Here is a 17104-nt window from a genome sequence, read left to right as displayed (position 1 = left end):
TCGTATTTGAAGCGAGCACGTTCTATGCATTGCGAATAATAAGCATCGTAGCAATGGCGGCGTTAATCGCAAAAAATGCTTTCCGTCAAGTCTGTGTTATCGAAAGGCAGTTCTTCAATAATCGTTAAAGACTTTTCTTTTACTGCCGTATACAGGTTTGCGCGATTTTGCGCAGGGTAAATCGAGATCTAACCGATCATTTTGCGGGATTGAGAATCCGCACTCTGAACTAATAAAATGAAAATGAAATCAACATCAAAATCACTTCTACTCGTTTCAATGCTGGGGTCATTGATGCTTGCCGCGTGCGGCGGCGGAGGCGGCGGCGATAGCGGTACGCCGAGCGCTCAATCGGCCAGCACGCCAGCTGCCGCTCCGGCGTCGACGTCGGCCGCCACGCCCGCCTCGGCACCGGCGCCGGCATCGGCGCCGGCCTTGACCGGTGAGGCACTGCCGAGCCTGAGCGCGCCGCAGGCCGGTTCGACGGCCGCTACCGGCAACGGTTCCGAAGGCATCTGGACACAATCGGGCGCGTCCAACATGACGGCTTTCCTGGACCCGGCCGGCAATCTTTCCTATATCAACGGCCTGTTCTCTTTTGTGACGGGGACCTTCTTCGGCACGATCTCCACGACGGCGTCGAGCTGGTCGTTGCTCAACGGCTTCGAGACGTTCAGCAGCCTCAGCTACACGGCTAGCCTCGGAAGCGGCACATTCGCCGCGAACCGGACCTTCACGGGCAGCTATACGGCCAATAGCCAGGTCGTGAATCTCGCGTTGAACTACGACCCGGCGAATGCGCTCGCGGTCACCCAGTCGAGCGTCGCGGGCACGTGGGCACAAGGTCAGACGACGATCACGGTCGACAATGCCGGCGGCTTCACCGGCACGCTCCAAGGCTGCGGTGTCACCGGCACGCTGACGCTGACCACGCCGGGTTCCAGCAAGAACCTGTACACGGTGAGCCTGACGGGCACGACGGCCGGCTGCTCGTTGCGCCCGGGCACGACCTACACCGGCAGTTCGGCGATCACGTTCCTGCCCGTTTCCGGCAGCACGACGTTGTACAAACGGAGCATCGTCTATCTGTTCAAGGCGGCTGACAACTCGCTGGTCGGCTACGGTCAACTGACGAAGCAATAAGGCGGTTTGGGGCCACGGTGCGCGTTGGCATGCCGTGGCTCATGAAGATCCGTGCGTACCGCACCGCGACGGATCGGGAAAGAGAGGAAGCCGCAGCAGCGCGAAAAGAGGGCGCTGGCGCCGCTCAACGAATATTGGCGTGAGAAATAGAAATGCATCTCGCGCGATTGTGCTCACGTGAGCGTACGAGGCGCGTTTAGAATACGCGAACTGCCGGGATCACCCGGTGGCGCAAAGAGATTCAGAATAAATTCATATCGCATAGGCCAGTGCGATTCATAGAGAGCAGTTATTCGTCGGCGGGCAAGCCGCGCGAGGCTGTTGATAACCGGTAATCGAGCTTTCATCAAGGAGCCGCCGACCCATGCAAAGTCACTACAATCTGGGGTTAGTCGTCGTTTCGCTGATCGTCGCGACGCTAGCTTCGTTCACCGCCATTGATCTTGCCGATCGGCTTTCCCTGCTGACTTACGCTCGCGCCCGCCGCATATGGCTGGCGGCCGGCGCGTTGGTGATGGGCATCGGCATCTGGTCGATGCACTTCATCGGGATGCTGTCGTTTTCTCTAAGCATTCCGATCGGCTACGACTTCGCTATTACCTGTTATTCGCTCGTTATCGCCGTACTCATCTCCGGTTTTGCGTTGCATGTCGTTACGCAGGAACGTCTGAAGCTGTCCCATCTGCTCGTAGGCGGGGTCTTGATGGGCTTTGGAATCGCCGGCATGCATTACATGGGCATGGCCGCGATGCTGATGAACCCCGCGATCAGTTACGAGCCGACTATTTTCATTGCGTCGATTGTCATTGCAATCGCAGCTTCCACCGCGGCGCTGTGGGTCGCACACACGCTGCGCCACGGCGACCAGCACCATGTGATGCGCAAGCGCGTTGCGGCGGCCTGTGTCATGGGCGCGGCGATCGCCGGTATGCATTACACCGGGATGGCCGCGGCGAATTTCCCGGTCGGATCGGTTTGTAGTGCGGCGAATGGCGTCAAGCCTGAATGGCTCGCGGCGGCCGTCATTCCGTTTACGTTCGCGATTCTGCTTGTGACGTTGCTGCTTTCCCGTCTCGATGCCCGAGCCGAGTTTCTCGCCAAATCGGTTGCCCGGCTCAATGAGCAGATCGATCGCTTGCGGGGTCCGATACCTTGAGCGGGCTGCCGTGCTCTAGCGGCGCCCGCTGCGGCCCCACACGTAGCGCACCCAACGTTGCCACCGGCTGCGCTGCGGCGCGCTAGCGTGGTGCGAGGCCTGCTCTTCGCGGTCCCGTTCAACGCTTTTCTGCACCTGCTGGTGAATCTGGCGCAGCGTCATACCTCCGGGGCCCTTCAGTTTGTCGGGATCGGTGTCGTCTGTCATGACCATGGCCTCGTGCGGATGAGTCGACTCGATCTTGATACAGATGGATAGTCGCGGCAAGCAGGTTAGAGCCGCCTTCAAACCCGCGGGACTGGCACAATCTGGGTGACCTCCGATTCGCCTGGGAATCTTCATGCCAGATGCTGTGCCGTCTTCACCGCCTTCGCCAGCCTCGCGGCGTATCGGCCCTTTGTTCGCGTTGTTTCCCTTCCTGCGGCCCTATGCCGGCCGCTGGGCGCTCGCGTTTCTTGCGCTGGTGACCTCGGCGGGCGCCACGCTGGTGTTGCCGGTAGCTTTCAAATACCTGATCGATCGCGGTTTCGCGAGCGGCGAGCGGGCGCACATCGATCGCTATTTCTTCGCGCTCTTCGTCGTTTCGCTGGTACTTGCCGGCGCCACCGCGGCACGTTTTTATCTCGTGTCGTGGTTGGGCGAGCGGGTTACGGCGGACTTGCGGCGTGCAGTCTATAACCACGTGCTGGGGATGAGTCCGCAGTTCTTCGAGACCACGCAGACCGGCGAGGTGCTGTCACGACTCACCGCGGACACCACCTTGATCCAGACGGTGGTGGGCACCAGCCTGTCGATGGGGCTGCGCAACTTCTTTCTGCTGACCGGCGGCCTGACGATGCTGGCGGTGACGAGCCCGGTGCTGTCCGGTTACATCATCGCGACGCTGATCGTGGTGGTCGCGCCCATCGTGATCTTCGGCCGGCGCGTGCGGCGGCTTTCGCGCGCGAGCCAGGACAAGATCGCGAACACGAGCGCGCTGGCGGGCGAGGTGCTCAATGCGATGCCGACCGTGCAGTCCTATACGCAGGAGCCCTTCGAGACACGGCGTTTTGCCGGCGCGGTGGAGGCAGCCTTTGAGACCGCGCTCACGCGCATTCGCGCACGCGCGTGGCTGACCGCCGTGGTGATCGTGCTGGTGTTCACCGCCATCGTGTTCGTGCTGTGGCTCGGGGCGCAGGCCGTGCTGGCCGGGCGCATGACGGCGGGCCAGTTGTCCCAGTTCATTCTCTACGCGGTGTTCACGGCCGGCGCCGTGGGAGCGGTCGCCGAGGTATGGGGCGATCTGCAGCGCGCCGCCGGCGCCACCGAGCGTCTGCTGCAACTGCTGGCGGCGCGCTCGCCGGTGCAGGAGGCCGGGACCACGGTTGCACTGCCGGCGCGCGGCGAGGGCATCCGCTTCGACAACGTCAGTTTCTCGTACCCGTCGCGTCCTGGCATTGCCGCGCTTTCCGCACTGTCTCTCGATGTTCGTCCGGGTGAGCACGTCGCGCTGGTCGGGCCGTCCGGGGCCGGCAAGACGACGTTGTTTCAACTGCTGTTGCGCTTTTACGATCCGCAGTCCGGCAGCATTCTGATCAACGGCGTCGCGACGCGTGACGTGCCGCTCGTCGAATTGCGCAAAGAAATCGGCGTGGTGTTGCAGGAATCGGTGATCTTTTCGGGGAGCGTGCTCGACAACATCCGTTACGGCGCGCCGGATGCCACCCTGGCGCAAGTGCAGCGGGCTGCCGATATGGCCGCCGCGGCCGGTTTCATCGAAGAATTGCCGCAAGGCTACGATACTTTTCTCGGCGAGCGTGGCGTGCGACTGTCGGGTGGACAGCGCCAACGCATTGCGATCGCACGCGCGATCCTGAAGAATCCGCCCATCCTGCTGCTCGACGAAGCAACCAGCGCGCTCGATGCCGCCAGCGAGCGGCTGGTCCAGAAGGCTCTCGACAATGCCGCGCAGAACCGCACCACGCTGGTCATCGCGCACCGTCTCGCGACCGTGCAGCAGGCTGACCGCATTGTCGTGCTGGAACAAAGCCGCATCGTCGCGCAGGGGCGGCACGCCGAGCTTCTGCTGAGCTCGCCGCTTTATGCCCAGCTTGCGGCCCTGCAGTTCGGCGAGCCGGCGGGGCTGGCCGCGCAGGGGGCGCTCTGAGCGACCCGGTTGGCTCGGTGCGAACGGTGTGTCTGCTACCAAGGGAATGGATCGTCCCAGCGACAGGCACCCCGTGCTTAACTACCTCACACCGAATGGGAAAACCGAACCAATCACGCGCCCTACGTTGCAGGCCATCCCACAACCGGTGGCGCTACACCACACCACCTCAATGCGGCTGCGCGATCTCCAGCGCATCGCGAAGATAGGCGAGCATGGCCTGATCGATTCCCGTGCCCGACAGGATCGCGGGTTCGTTCTCGTAGGCAGCGTGCAGTTTCCGGTGAGTTTCCGGGTCCGGGCCGACATAATCGTTAAGCAGGTCCATCCAGCGCAGCGCTAGCTTTTGAACCGATGGCTCGTGAGCGGTTTTGCCGCTTTCCATGGCGCGCCGGATTTCCGCGACGAGACCCGGCCATTCGGAGACGTAACGCTCGTCTCTGTTACGCATGCGTTGCAGTTCCTGCGGTGACAGGTATTTTGCATATAGCGCGAACTTCGAGTGCCTGATAGCGCGCGTCATATACGCCATCAGCTCAGTCGTAATACCGCTTTTCACCTGCAGCGACGGTTCATTGCGATGCATGGTGTCGAGCTTCGACAGCAGACCCGGGTCGCCGCCGGTGTAATCGGCCACCAGCGAGGTCCAGCGCTGCGCCAACGCCTGGGCCTCGTTGCTTTCGACAGGCGCGTTGCGATCCATCAGCGCGTGCACCGCCTGAATCAATGCCGGCCAGTCGGCCGCCCCGGCGCTCTTGTTCGAACGAAGCTGGTTCTGCTCTTCCTGCGTAAGATATTTATCTTGCATGGTCATCAACTCCAACGTGGTTAGCCAGTCGGCAAGATCGGGTTCTTCTCCCGTCATCAACTGCCCGCGCAAACGATGAAGCCTGTCGCGCAGGTCGGTTGCCCGATCGATCTGTCGAGTCAGCGCTGCGATCTGCTGCTCGACAATCGAAGCGAGGGAGGAGTCCGGTCTGGCCAGCAAGGCTCCGATGTCGGCCAGCGACAGGCCCAGCCGCCGCATCGCCTGAATCTGGTGCAGCCTGGCGATGTCGTCGCGGTTGTAGAGCCGGTAGCCCGAATCGGAGCGGGCAGAAGGCGTGAGCAAGCCGATTGCGTCGTAGTGATGAAGCGTGCGTACCGTAATGCCGGATCGCCTGGCTAGTTCACCTACTTTCAGCAGCATCGAAATTGCTCCTTTCTTCATGCCTGCATGGAGACTAAAACCTGACGTTGCGTGAGGGTCAAGCAGGGCATTGAAACTTCAAAACGTCAAAGTGTTGAGGCGGCAATCGTGCCCGTTGTCACTTGTCGCCGTGCTTCGCCTGCCAGCGCTGCATAAACGCGATCTCCTCGTGTTGCGCCTTGATGATGTTGTGGGCGAGGCGTTTCAGCTCGGGATCCTTGCCGTATTTCAACTCTACCTGGGCCATTTCGACCGCGCCCTGATGGTGCGGAATCATATGCGCGACGAAGTCCTTGTCGGCGTTGCCCGTGTAGGTCGGGGCATCCATGGCCTGCATCATTTTCTCGTCGGCGTCCTTGAAAGCATGGGTCGACGCACTCGACCCGGTGTCCGCCGGGTGGGACATGTCCATGCCCGGCATCGACGCCGCCTGTTGTGCGTGGACGGGTGTTGCCGCGACGGCGAACGCCATGCCGCTCACGACGCAAAGGGCACGGAATGCGCGAAGATTTTTCATGTTTTTCATATTGGGTGTTCCGTTTGGGACAAGGAGATATCAGACGGCCATGAATGATGCTGCGAACAGCGGGGCACGCGCAACGCGAAAGACATGGTCCGATGCGCTTTGTTCAGGTTCTGAGCGAAGCATGAAAGCCCGCCGCCTCGATTGCCTCGATGACGCATTGCGGCGGCAGGCTCGACGCGACCTTCACGATTTTAACGGCGACATCGACGTCGAGCTTCGCCGCGGGGTCGAGGCCAGTCACTGCACGGGCAATCGCATTGGCGCAGCCGCCGCACGTCATATCCGGGATTGCGAATTCCATTTCCCACCTCCAGTGTGAAGTCAGAACCTGAGCTTGGACCTTCCCACCGCGGGAAGGTCAAGCGTATTTATCCTTGTTCATGTTGTCAGTGACCGTGAGCCCTCGGGGTAAAAAAAATGGCACTGGCCGACGCGCTTCCTGCCTTACAGTCTTCTTAATCAGCGTGCTAGACTCCGTACCCATGTCTTACTGGCGCAAACTTTTCCTCGTCGTGCTGCTCGCGCTGAGCCTTCCGGTTCAGTCGTTCGCGGTCGTCTCCATGAAATGCGAGGCCTCGCAGATCGGTGGGGAAGGTGGGGCCATGCGTTATCAGAATGCCAGTGAGATGATCCATCAGCATGGCGGAGCCGAAATGATGACGGCCGCTGGCGGCCATGATGACGCTAGCGTGCAGGCCCAGAACCACAGTCATCAGGGCGATGCGCATCATGCTCACACCTGCGCGGCTTGCGCGTCCTGCTGTTTCGGCGGTGGTTTGCCGGCTGATCCGCAAGCGGCGATATCCGCCGCCGTTATTCCTTTCGCCGTACCTCTTCCTCCTGCAGCCCGCGTCGCGTCGTTTCTGACCGACGGCATCGAGCGACCTCCCCGAATCTCTGTCGTCTAGTTCTTTCGCAGCGTGAAGCTGCGATGTTCAATTTCGCCTTGATGGCCGCACGTTGCACGTCGGCCGTCCGGGTGGCATACGACGAGAAAACCAATGCGAACGTTTATTGCGGCGGTGCTCGGCGCGACGGCAGTATTGCCGGCGCTCGTGCACGCCATGCCCACACGTCCCGATCCGGCGGATCCCGCGGCGTCGGTTCCTGCTGTGAATGTACCGTCAGTCTTCGCGGACTATCGACCTTATCGGGAGCAGAAAACACCCGGCTGGCAATTGCTCAATCGCGCGGTGGCGAGTCCATCCGGCGGGGCCGGAATGAACCACGGTCAAATGCATTCGGATAATGACGCTGATGATGATGCCAACGATGGCAACAACGATGGCGACAACGATGACCAGCACGGCGCCCATCACGAGGAGCCGGCGAAATGAAGCGCACTCCGTTTCCAGACAGCCGCGTCATCGCCGCCGTCACCGTGCTGGTGGTTCTCACCGGCTGCACGACGTTTTCGAAGGACGGCGGCTTCGACACTGTTTCCAACACGGCATCGCAGCGGCTTGGAAAAGACGCCGTGCTGGTGAGAACGGACGAAAACCGCAGCGCTGTAGCCCGGCGCACGCAAGAACTGTTGTCCAGGCCACTCAGCATGGACGACGCCGTCCAGATCGCACTGCTGAACAACCGTGGATTGCAAGCCGCGTACAGCGACCTCGGCATTGCCGAGGCGGACCTGGTGCAGGCGGGACGATTGCCGAATCCCGGCTTCACCTTCAGCCGTACACACGGGGGCAGCGATCTGAGCATCAGCCGCACATTCACGCTCGGCCTGTTGAGCGTGCTGACGCTGCCATTGGCGACACGCATCGAAAGCGGCCGTTTCGAGCAGACCCGGCTGCTCGCGGCGGATGCCATGCTCAAGGTCGCCGCCGACGCACGCCGCGCCTATATCGGTGCGGTCGCGACGAAGCAATCGGCTGGCTACGCGGAGCAGGTGAAGGACTCGGCGCAAGCCGGTGCCGAGCTGGCGCTGCGCATGCAGCAGGCCGGCAATTTCAGCAAGCTCGACTACGCGCGTGAGCAGGCCTTCTACGCGCAAGCCGTTGCGCAACTGGCGAAGGCGCGGCAACAGTCCGTATCCGCGCGGGAAAAACTCACTCGTACGATGGGCCTATGGGGTTCGCAGGCCGAGTATGACCTCCCCGAGCGTCTGCCCGACCTGCCCGCAACCCGGCCCGAGTTGCCGGATCTCGAGCGCTTCGCGATGGAGAACCGCCTGGATATTCAGGCCGCGAAGCTGCAGACGCAAAGCGTGGGACGTTCTCTAGGCCTGAGCCGGGCAACGCGATTCATCAATGCGCTCGATGTCGGGTATCAGAACAACTTCACGAGCTCCGATGGCCGCGAGCAGGGCTACGAGATCGGCGTCGAGATTCCGCTCTTCGACTGGGGCGCCTCGAAAGTGGCGCGCGCCGAAGCGATCTATCTACGGTCCGCGAACCGCGTCGCCGAGACCGCGATCAACGCGCGCTCCGAGGTGCGGGAATCGTATTCGGCCTATGTGACGAACTACGACGTAGCGAAGCACTATCGCGACGAAGTGGTGCCGATCCGCAAAACCATGTCGGACGAACTGCTGCTTCGCTATAACGGCATGCTCGCGAGCGTATTCGAACTGCTCGCCGATTCGCGCGACCAGATCGGCGCCGTGAACAGCGCGATCGACGCGCTCAGGGACTACTGGCTCGCGCAGACCGATCTGCAACAGGCGCTCGGCGGCCGTCTGCCGCCTCTCGCAATGGCCTCGGCGCCATTCGTATCCACGGCGCCGCAAGCGTCATCCACCGATTCTGAAGGGCAATGACATGGTGTCTCGTCGAAATTTTCTCAGCGGCTCCGGCGCCGCGTTGTTGGGGGCGGCACTGGTCAGCAAGGCCGGCGCCGCATCATTGCCCGAGGCGCCCACGATGACCACGGCCGCGATGCAGCCACCGCTCGTGCCCCCGGCCGGGCGGCCATACACGCCCGTTGCCACGTTGAACGGCTGGTCGCTGCCGTGGCGCATGAAGAACGGCTGGAAGGAGTTTCATCTGATTGCCGAGCCGGTGGTGCGCGAACTCGCGCCGGGCATGAGTGCTCATCTGTGGGGCTATAACGGTCAGGCGCCGGGGCCGACCATCGAGGCCGTTGAAGGCGACAAGGTTCGCATCTTCGTGACCAACAGGCTGCCGGAGCACACCACGGTTCACTGGCACGGCATGCTCCTGCCGTGCGGCATGGACGGCGTCGGCGGTCTCACGCAGCCGCATATTCCGCCGGGCAAGACCTTTGTTTACGAGTTTCAGCTCGAGAAGCACGGCACGTTCATGTATCACCCGCACGCCGACGAGATGGTGCAGATGGCGATGGGCATGATGGGCAGCTTCATCGTTCATCCGACGGACCCGAGCGTCATGCGGGTGGATCGCGACTTCGTGTTCATCATGTCCGCCTACGACATCGACCCAGGCAGCTTCACGCCGCGCGTGAACGAGATGACCGACTTCAACATGTGGACGTGGAATGCCCGCGTGTTTCCGGGTATCGATGCGTTACCGGTGCGCGCGGGCGATCGCGTGCGCATTCGCGTCGGCAATCTGACGATGACCAATCACCCGATCCACCTGCACGGCTACCAGTTCGAAGTGGTGGGAACGGACGGCGGATGGATTCAACCCTCGGCGCGCTGGCCGGAGGTGACCGCGGATGTCGCGGTCGGCCAGATGCGCGCGATCGAGTTCGCCGCGAACCGGCCCGGCGACTGGGCGTTTCATTGCCACAAGTCCCATCACACGATGAATGCGATGGGGCACCAGGTGCCGAACCTGATCGGCGTGCCGCAGCAGGACCTCGCGAAACGTATCAACAGGCTGGTGCCCGATTACATGGCGATGGGCAGCACGGGCGGTTCGATGGGCGGCATGGAAATGCCGCTACCCGACAACACCCTGCCGATGATGACCGGCACAGGACCGTTCGGCGCGCTGGAAATGGGCGGCATGTTCAGCGTCGTGAAAGTGCGGGAGGGGTTGGGGCGCAATGACTATCGCGACCCGGGGTGGTTCAGGCATCCGCAAGGAACCGTGGCGTACGAATACACCGGCGAACTGCCTGGTTGAGTTGGCGGCGCGGCACGCCGATCCAGGGAAAACCTTACCGATTCTTTGTGCGCTAGCTCACCAAGACGGGGCGAACCTTACGTGAGCTGACTTCCTGAAATGCTATGCTGGGTCGTCCGTTCCTTCGCAGTCAAACAGGTCCGTGCCATTTCAAAGAATACCTAATTAATTAGGAGTCGGCATGTTGAGAAAGGTGGTCGATCGGGCGAAACAGATCCGACGCAGCGAGGGGTTCAAGCATTCCGTGGCCATGCCGCGCCGGCTCTCACTTCACGCCAGGCAACGCTTGAACAGGGGCGTTTTTTCCATCGAGATTCAGGAGAACTCCGGGTTTTTCTCCGTGATGCAGATGGTCCTGTTTATTCTGATGTATTGCGACGAGAAATGCCTCACCCCGTGCATTAGCGCGCGCGGTGGGCTGTATGGCGACGCCGAGGGGAAACTGGACTGGTTCACGGTTTTCTTCGAACCCGTGCGTCCCGCCTCGGGTGTCGCGGTCGCCCATAAAGTGAGGACGTCGACGGTTCGCGACCTGGTCCATCTGGGCTTTCGTCAGCGTTACGAATGCCTGCTTCAACTCAGGAGCGCAAGCGAACTGTTCTTCGCCCACTATCGGCCGGCCGCGCATATCCTCGAAGAAGTCGACGCGATCTGCCGCAAGCTCGGGATCGGCGCGTCGACCCTTGGCGCGCATTTCAGAGGCACCGACAAGACCCTGGAGGCCGTGCCGGTTTCCTGGGGAAGCTTCTGCCGGCAGGTGGAATCGGCGCTCGCGGAAAATCCGCACCTCGACCATATTTTCATATCGAGCGACGAACAGGCGTTTATCGATTTCTTTATCGCGTGGCCGTTCGGCAAGCCAGTCACGGTCGCACCGGCAAAACACCTGGCATGCGGCAGCACACCCGTTCACTTCAGCGGCTATCCCGGACTCGAGATCGGCCGCGAGGCGCTGCTTTCCAGCCTGCTTCTCGCCAATTGCGGGTTTCTCGTGAAGACGCCGTCTTACCTGTCAGCCTGGTCGAAGATCTTCAATCCCGCCCTTCCGGTGAAACTCGTTTCGCCACCGCGCCCGGACGCATTCTGGTTTCCCGATAGCCGGCTCTGGCTCGAACAGGCCGCGCACGATAAGGCGGCTCAGGCGGCATAGGGTGCGTGGTCTGCCGCTACACCGGCGCGGCGCTCTCTGCCTTCCGCTCCCGTCATATTTACGAAACGCGGCCAAGTCTTAACGCTGTGTTTACGCGGATTTTCCTAGATTTCACGGTACAGGAGTCCCTTGTGGAGACTGGGCCATGGATCTGCTTTACCTCATCGCAATCGTTGCGTTCGGCGGTCTCGTTGCGGCCTTCGTAATAGGCTGCGACAAGCTGCACCGCGCACCTGGTGGCCGTCCATGACTACCTGGATGACCTGGCTCGCCGCGGCCTCGACGCTGATTCTGTTCGCTTACCTCGTGTATGCACTGCTGCGCGCGGAGGCTCTCGAATGAACCTCAACAACCTGGTTCAGCCCGGCGTTTTCATCGTCGTGCTGATTGCGCTCGCCATACCGCTCGGCCGTTACATGACCGGCGTGGTGGACGGTTCCTCGGTGGTCGTGCGCCAGTTCGGGCGGCCGATCGAAACCGCGTTCTACAAGCTCGCCGGAGTCGATCCCAGCGCCGAAATGTCGTGGAAGCGCTATGCGCTGGCCGTGCTGGCGTTCAATACCCTCGGGGTGGGCGCGGTGTACGGATTTCTGCGTCTGCAGCAATGGCTGCCTGCGAACCCGCAAGGCTTCGGACCGATGACACCCGACGCCGCCTTCAACACCGCAGTCAGCTTCGTGACCAACACGAACTGGCAGGACTACACGCCGGAATCGACCGTCAGCTATCTGACGCAAATGGCCGCGCTGACGGTGCAAAACTTCCTTTCGGCCGCCACCGGCATTGCTGTCGTGGTCGCGTTGATTCGCGGTTTCGCGCGCCATACGACGGCGACGATCGGCAATTTCTGGGTCGATCTGACGCGTATCACGTTGTATATCCTCGCGCCGCTCGCTACGGCGATTGCGCTTGTCCTGATCAGCCAGGGCGTGATTCAGAACTTCAAGTCGTACGAAGACGTGCCGACGCTGCAGGTGACGACGTATCAAGCACCGAAGACCGACGCCCAGGGCAATCCCGTCAAGGACGCGAAGGGCAACCCGGTGATGGTGGACAACAAGGCCGACAAGCAGACCCTCGCGATGGGGCCGGTCGCGTCGCAGGAAGCGATCAAGATGCTCGGGACCAACGGCGGCGGTTTTTTCAACGCCAATTCCGCGCATCCGTACGAGAACCCGACGCCGTTTTCCAACTTCGTGCAGATGATCGCGATGCTGGTTATTCCGGCTGCGCTGTGCGTGGTGTTCGGCCGGATGGTGGGCGACCCGCGTCAGGGCTATGCCGTGCTGGCGGCAATGACGATCGCTTTCGCGCTCGCCTGCTGGGGTGAGATTTCGTCGGAGCAGAACGGCAATCCGCTGTATGCGTCGCTGCATGTCGATCAAACCGCGTCGGCCACGCAGCCCGGCGGCAACATGGAAGGCAAGGAAACCCGCTTCGGCATCGCTCAGTCCGGCATCTTTACCGTGGCGACCACCGCCGCGTCGTGCGGCGCCGTGAATAACATGCACGATTCGCTGACGCCGATGGGCGGCTTCGTTCCGCTCCTGTTGATCGAGCTCGGCGAGGTGATCTTCGGGGGCGTCGGCTCGGGTCTCTACGGCATGCTCGTGTTCGCGTTGCTTGCGGTGTTCGTGGCCGGTCTGATGATCGGACGAACGCCGGAATACATCGGCAAGAAGATCGAGTCGTACGAGATGAAGATGGTGTCGATTGCCGTGCTGCTCACGCCGCTGCTCGTGCTGGTCGGTGCATCGATCGCCGTGCTGACGGCAGCCGGCGTGGCGGGCATCGCCAATCCCGGGCCCCATGGCTTCTCCGAGATTCTCTACGCCTACAGTTCGGCCGCCAATAACAACGGCAGCGCGTTCGCCGGCCTCTCGGTCAATACGCCGTTCTACAACAGCACGCTGGCCTTCGTCATGTGGTTCGGCCGCTTCGGCTCGATTGTGCCGGTGCTGGCGATCGCCGGGTCGCTGGCTGCCAAGAAACGCATCTCCGCCACCGCCGGCACGCTGCCGACGCACGGCCCGCTGTTCGTGGTGCTGCTGCTCGGCACGGTGGTGCTGGTCGGCGCACTCACGTACGTGCCGGCGCTGGCGCTCGGCCCTGTGGTTGAACATCTGATCATGGTCGCGGGACATTGACTGAGAGGACAGCATGACTAACGGACTCCAACCGCCGGTTCATCAGCCGGGCAACATCGGCCAGGCGCGCAACGCCGCGCGCTCGATGTTCGACCCGGCGATTGCCCGGCCGGCGCTCGTCGATTCGTTCAGGAAACTCGCGCCACGTCATCAATTGCGTAATCCGGTGATGTTCTGCGTGTACGTCGGCAGCATTCTGACCACCATTCTGTGGATCGCGGCGCTCGGGGGGCAGGCCGAGGCGCCCGCCGGTTTCATTCTCGCGATCGCGCTCTGGCTGTGGTTTACCGTGCTGTTCGCCAACTTCGCCGAGGCGCTCGCCGAGGGCCGCTCCAAAGCGCAAGCGGCTTCGCTGCGCGGCGCGAAGCACAACGTGATGGCGAAGAAGCTGCAGGAGGCGCATCCCAAGTCGCCGATCCGCATCACGACCGCGACCGAACTGCGTAAAGGCGATGTCGTGCTGGTCGAAACCGGCGATGTGATTCCGGCTGACGGCGAGGTCCTCGAAGGTGTCGCCTCGGTCGACGAATCGGCGATCACGGGCGAATCCGCACCGGTGATCCGCGAGTCGGGCGGCGATTTCTCGTCGGTAACGGGCGGCACGCGCGTGCTGTCGGACTGGATTGTCATGCGGGTCACCGTGAATCCGGGCGAGGCCTTCCTCGACCGCATGATCGCGATGGTGGAAGGTGCGAAGCGTCAAAAAACGCCCAACGAAATCGCGCTGACGATTCTGCTGGTCGCGCTGACGCTCGTGCTGCTGTTCGCCACCGCCACGCTGTTGCCGTTCTCGATGTTCTCGGTCGAGGCCGCGAAAGCAGGGCACGTGGTCACGATCACGGCGCTGGTCGCGCTGCTGGTGTGCCTGATTCCGACCACCATCGGCGGGCTGTTGTCCGCGATCGGCGTGGCCGGCATGAGCCGCATGATGCAGGCGAACGTGATCGCCACCTCGGGCCGTGCCGTGGAAGCGGCGGGCGACGTCGACGTGCTGCTGCTCGACAAGACCGGTACGATCACGCTCGGCAATCGGCAGGCCTCGGCCTTTACGCCGGCTCCGGGTGTCACGGAGGAACAGCTTGCCGACGCGGCGCAACTGTCCTCGCTCGCCGACGAAACACCGGAGGGGCGCAGCATCGTCGTGCTGGCCAAGCAGCGCTTCAATATTCGCGAACGCGATATGCATGCGTTGCAGGCGACCTTCCTCGCCTTTAGCGCCCAGTCGCGCATGAGCGGTGTCGATCTGCCCGAACGGGAGATTCGCAAGGGGGCGTCCGATGCTATCAAACACTACGTCGAGGCGCACGGCGGCCGGTTTCCCGCGGAGCTGAGCGCGGCCGTGTCGGAGATCGCGCGGCGTGGCAGCACGCCGCTGGTCGTCGCGCAACATAATCGTGGCGAGAGTGCCGCGCGGTGCCTCGGTGTGATCGAGTTGAAGGATATCGTCAAGGGCGGCATCAAGGAGCGCTTCGCTGAGCTACGCAAGATGGGTATCAAGACCGTCATGGTGACGGGCGACAACCGTCTCACGGCCGCCGCGATTGCAGCCGAAGCAGGGGTCGACGATTTCCTCGCCGAAGCCACGCCGGAAGCGAAGCTCGCCACGATCCGCACGCACCAGACCGAAGGCCGCCTCGTGGCGATGACCGGCGACGGTACCAACGACGCCCCGGCGCTCGCGCAGGCGGACGTGGCGGTGGCGATGAACACCGGTACGCAGGCCGCAAAAGAAGCCGGCAACATGGTCGACCTCGATTCGAATCCGACCAAGCTGATCGAGATCGTCGAGATCGGCAAGCAGATGCTGATGACGCGCGGCTCGCTCACCACGTTCTCGATCGCCAACGACGTCGCCAAGTACTTCGCGATCATCCCGGCGGCGTTTGCGACAACCTATCCACAACTGCGTGTGCTCGACGTGATGCATCTGAGCTCGCCCTCGTCGGCCATTCTGTCGGCGGTGATTTTCAATGCGCTGATTATCGTTGCGCTGATCCCGCTGGCGCTCAAGGGCGTGAAATACCGGGCGCTGGGCGCGGCGTCGCTGCTGCGCCGCAACCTGCTGATCTACGGGCTGGGCGGAATACTGCTGCCGTTCCCGTTCATCAAGCTGATCGATATGGTGCTGAACGTGTTCGGCTGGGTCTGACCCAATAGAGTGAAGATCATGAAAACGCTGCTTCGTCCGCTGCTCGTTCTGTTCATCCTGATGACCGTGATCACCGGGGTGATCTATCCGATCGTCGTGACCGCAATCGGTCATACGGCCTTCGCGGCGCAAGCGAACGGCAGTCTGCTCGAGAAGAACGGCAAGACGGTCGGCTCCGCGCTGATCGGTCAGCAGTTCGACGCGCCGGCCTATTTCTGGGGACGCCTGTCGGCCACCACGCCCCAGCCCTATAACGCGCAGAACTCGGGTGGCTCGAACCTCGGCCCGACCAACCCCGCGCTCGCCGACGAAATAAAAGGCCGCCTCGACGCGTTGAAAGCGGCCGGCAACGACATGTCGCAACCGGTGCCGGTGGATCTGGTGACGTCCTCGGGCAGCGGGCTCGATCCGGAGATCAGTCCGGCGGCGGCCGCCTATCAGGCGGCGCGCGTGGCGAAGGCTCGCGGCCTGACGGTCGGCCAGGTGAACGATCTGGTTGCGCGTAATACGTCGGGGCGGCAGTTCGGCCTCTTTGGCGAGGCACGCGTGAACGTGCTGAAACTCAACCTCGCTTTGGACGATCTCAAGCCGATGCATTGAAGCGGTTGATTACTGTTGCTCTTTCTTTGCTGTTCAATCATTACGGAGACCCCGCCTGGACGTTGGCCGCTACCTCATCGGGCTGCTGCCGACGTGGCACATTCATGAGCGATCCCACCGTAACAGTCGTTGTGATCGACGCCGACAAAGCCATCCGCCGCTTTGTTCGCAGCAGCCTCGAAGCGAATGGCATGAGTGTCTTCGAAGCGCAGACCGGCGCGCAGGGCCTCGCACAGGCGGCGACGCGGCTAGCGGATCTCGTCATCGTCGATCTGAATTTGCCGGACATGGACGGCATCGAGGTGATTCGTGAGTTGCGCGGCTGGTCGGCGATGCCGGTGATCGTGCTGTCGGCGCGAAGCCGCGAGGAAGACAAGGTAGCCGCACTCGATGCCGGCGCCGACGACTACCTCACCAAGCCGTTCGGCCTGCCGGAGCTCAGCGCGCGGATTCGCGCCCATTTGCGCAGGCAGGCCAACGGCGACAGGGCCGGCACGCCTCAGGTTCAGTTTGGTCTGGTCACGATCGATCTCGGTGAACGAAGGGTGGTGCGCGGCAGCCACGTAGTCCATCTCAGCCCCACCGAATATCGCCTTCTGTCCGTGCTGGTGCGCCATCCTGGGCGCGTATTGACGCATGAGCAACTGCTCGGCGAGGTGTGGGGGCCGTTGCGACTCGACAATCACCATTACCTGCGCATCTACATGGCGCATCTGCGCCACAAGCTCGAACGCGACCCGGCGCATCCTGAGCACTTTGTCACGGAGGCCGGCGTCGGGTACCGGCTGGTCGGCGTGCGATGAATTTCACAGGATTTTTATGGCGCCCGCGGCAATC

The 17104-nt window shown here is 62.3% G+C and carries 18 protein-coding genes; 13 read left to right on the top strand and 5 right to left on the bottom strand.

Annotation, left to right across the window (positions count from 1 at the left end; genetic code table 11):
* Positions 1 to 347: 347 nt before the first annotated feature.
* Entirely contained in the window at positions 348 to 542 is a 195-nt protein-coding gene (locus HWX91_RS41195; protein WP_311734517.1) for a hypothetical protein, read from the bottom strand.
* On the opposite strand from HWX91_RS41195, the gene HWX91_RS11730 reads away from it, so the two are divergent.
* Entirely contained in the window at positions 541 to 1143 is a 603-nt protein-coding gene (locus tag HWX91_RS11730) for a hypothetical protein (protein ID WP_311734518.1), read from the top strand. The two genes, HWX91_RS41195 and HWX91_RS11730, sit on opposite strands and share 2 nt — an antisense overlap.
* A 364-nt stretch (positions 1144 to 1507) precedes the next feature.
* Positions 1508 to 2299, top strand: a complete 792-nt coding sequence (locus HWX91_RS11725; RefSeq protein ID WP_028193917.1) for an MHYT domain-containing protein — start codon at positions 1508 to 1510, stop codon at positions 2297 to 2299.
* A gap of 15 nt (positions 2300 to 2314) precedes the next feature.
* Here HWX91_RS11725 and HWX91_RS11720 read toward each other — a convergent pair whose 3' ends face one another.
* Entirely contained in the window at positions 2315 to 2506 is a 192-nt protein-coding gene (locus HWX91_RS11720) for a hypothetical protein (RefSeq protein ID WP_028193916.1), read from the bottom strand.
* Positions 2507 to 2639: 133 nt separating this feature from the next.
* On the opposite strand from HWX91_RS11720, the gene HWX91_RS11715 reads away from it, so the two are divergent.
* Positions 2640 to 4445 carry an ABC transporter transmembrane domain-containing protein gene (locus tag HWX91_RS11715; RefSeq protein ID WP_042273572.1) on the top strand — a complete coding sequence of 602 codons (1806 nt, stop codon included), beginning with the start codon at positions 2640 to 2642 and terminating at the stop codon, positions 4443 to 4445.
* 169 nt (positions 4446 to 4614) lie between these two features.
* Here the strand turns inward: HWX91_RS11715 and HWX91_RS11710 are convergent, their stop codons facing one another.
* From HWX91_RS11710 to HWX91_RS11700, 3 genes are all read right to left on the bottom strand, one after another.
* Complete coding sequence (locus HWX91_RS11710; protein WP_028193914.1) at positions 4615 to 5634, bottom strand: MerR family transcriptional regulator; 1020 nt, start codon at positions 5632 to 5634, stop codon at positions 4615 to 4617.
* Between the two features lie 118 nt (positions 5635 to 5752).
* The gene (gene copM, locus HWX91_RS11705) at positions 5753 to 6151 is read right to left on the bottom strand and encodes a CopM family metallochaperone (protein WP_028193913.1); all 399 of its coding nucleotides are present in this window, start codon (positions 6149 to 6151) and stop codon (positions 5753 to 5755) included.
* Positions 6152 to 6263: 112 nt separating this feature from the next.
* A complete protein-coding gene (locus HWX91_RS11700; RefSeq protein WP_028193912.1) occupies positions 6264 to 6461 on the bottom strand; it encodes a heavy-metal-associated domain-containing protein in 198 nt (65 codons plus the stop codon).
* Positions 6462 to 6642: 181 nt separating this feature from the next.
* Here HWX91_RS11700 and HWX91_RS11695 point away from each other — a divergent pair, with 181 nt between their 5' ends.
* From HWX91_RS11695 to HWX91_RS11650, 10 genes are all read left to right on the top strand, one after another.
* Complete coding sequence (locus tag HWX91_RS11695; RefSeq protein WP_028193911.1) at positions 6643 to 7068, top strand: hypothetical protein; 426 nt, start codon at positions 6643 to 6645, stop codon at positions 7066 to 7068.
* Between the two features lie 93 nt (positions 7069 to 7161).
* On the top strand, positions 7162 to 7497 hold the full coding sequence (locus HWX91_RS11690; protein ID WP_028193910.1) for a hypothetical protein: 336 nt from the start codon (positions 7162 to 7164) through the stop codon (positions 7495 to 7497).
* The gene (locus HWX91_RS11685; protein ID WP_028193909.1) at positions 7494 to 8927 is read left to right on the top strand and encodes a TolC family protein; all 1434 of its coding nucleotides are present in this window, start codon (positions 7494 to 7496) and stop codon (positions 8925 to 8927) included. The genes HWX91_RS11690 and HWX91_RS11685 overlap by 4 nt, the downstream gene beginning before the upstream one ends.
* A 1-nt stretch (position 8928) precedes the next feature.
* Positions 8929 to 10221 (top strand): copper oxidase, encoded by a 1293-nt coding sequence (locus HWX91_RS11680; RefSeq protein ID WP_028193908.1) that lies wholly within the window; start codon positions 8929 to 8931, stop codon positions 10219 to 10221.
* A 181-nt stretch (positions 10222 to 10402) separates the two neighbouring features.
* Positions 10403 to 11371 carry an O-fucosyltransferase family protein gene (locus tag HWX91_RS11675; protein ID WP_028193907.1) on the top strand — a complete coding sequence of 323 codons (969 nt, stop codon included), beginning with the start codon at positions 10403 to 10405 and terminating at the stop codon, positions 11369 to 11371.
* 246 nt (positions 11372 to 11617) lie between these two features.
* Complete coding sequence (kdpF, locus tag HWX91_RS11670; protein ID WP_028193906.1) at positions 11618 to 11713, top strand: K(+)-transporting ATPase subunit F; 96 nt, start codon at positions 11618 to 11620, stop codon at positions 11711 to 11713.
* Positions 11710 to 13518, top strand: a complete 1809-nt coding sequence (gene kdpA, locus HWX91_RS11665) for a potassium-transporting ATPase subunit KdpA (RefSeq protein ID WP_028193905.1) — start codon at positions 11710 to 11712, stop codon at positions 13516 to 13518. Before kdpF ends, kdpA begins: the two co-directional genes overlap by 4 nt.
* Positions 13519 to 13531: 13 nt before the next feature.
* Positions 13532 to 15667: a potassium-transporting ATPase subunit KdpB gene (gene kdpB, locus HWX91_RS11660; protein WP_028193904.1), complete on the top strand. Its 2136-nt coding sequence runs from the start codon at positions 13532 to 13534 to the stop codon at positions 15665 to 15667.
* 18 nt (positions 15668 to 15685) lie between these two features.
* Entirely contained in the window at positions 15686 to 16267 is a 582-nt protein-coding gene (gene kdpC / locus HWX91_RS11655; RefSeq protein WP_028193903.1) for a potassium-transporting ATPase subunit KdpC, read from the top strand.
* A 104-nt stretch (positions 16268 to 16371) separates the two neighbouring features.
* A complete protein-coding gene (locus HWX91_RS11650; RefSeq protein WP_028193902.1) occupies positions 16372 to 17070 on the top strand; it encodes a response regulator in 699 nt (232 codons plus the stop codon).
* Positions 17071 to 17104 lie beyond the last annotated feature (34 nt).

It is taken from the genome of Paraburkholderia fungorum (assembly GCF_902833645.1).
Taxonomy (GTDB): domain Bacteria; phylum Pseudomonadota; class Gammaproteobacteria; order Burkholderiales; family Burkholderiaceae; genus Paraburkholderia; species Paraburkholderia fungorum.
This window is presented reverse-complemented; position numbering and strand designations above follow the sequence as displayed.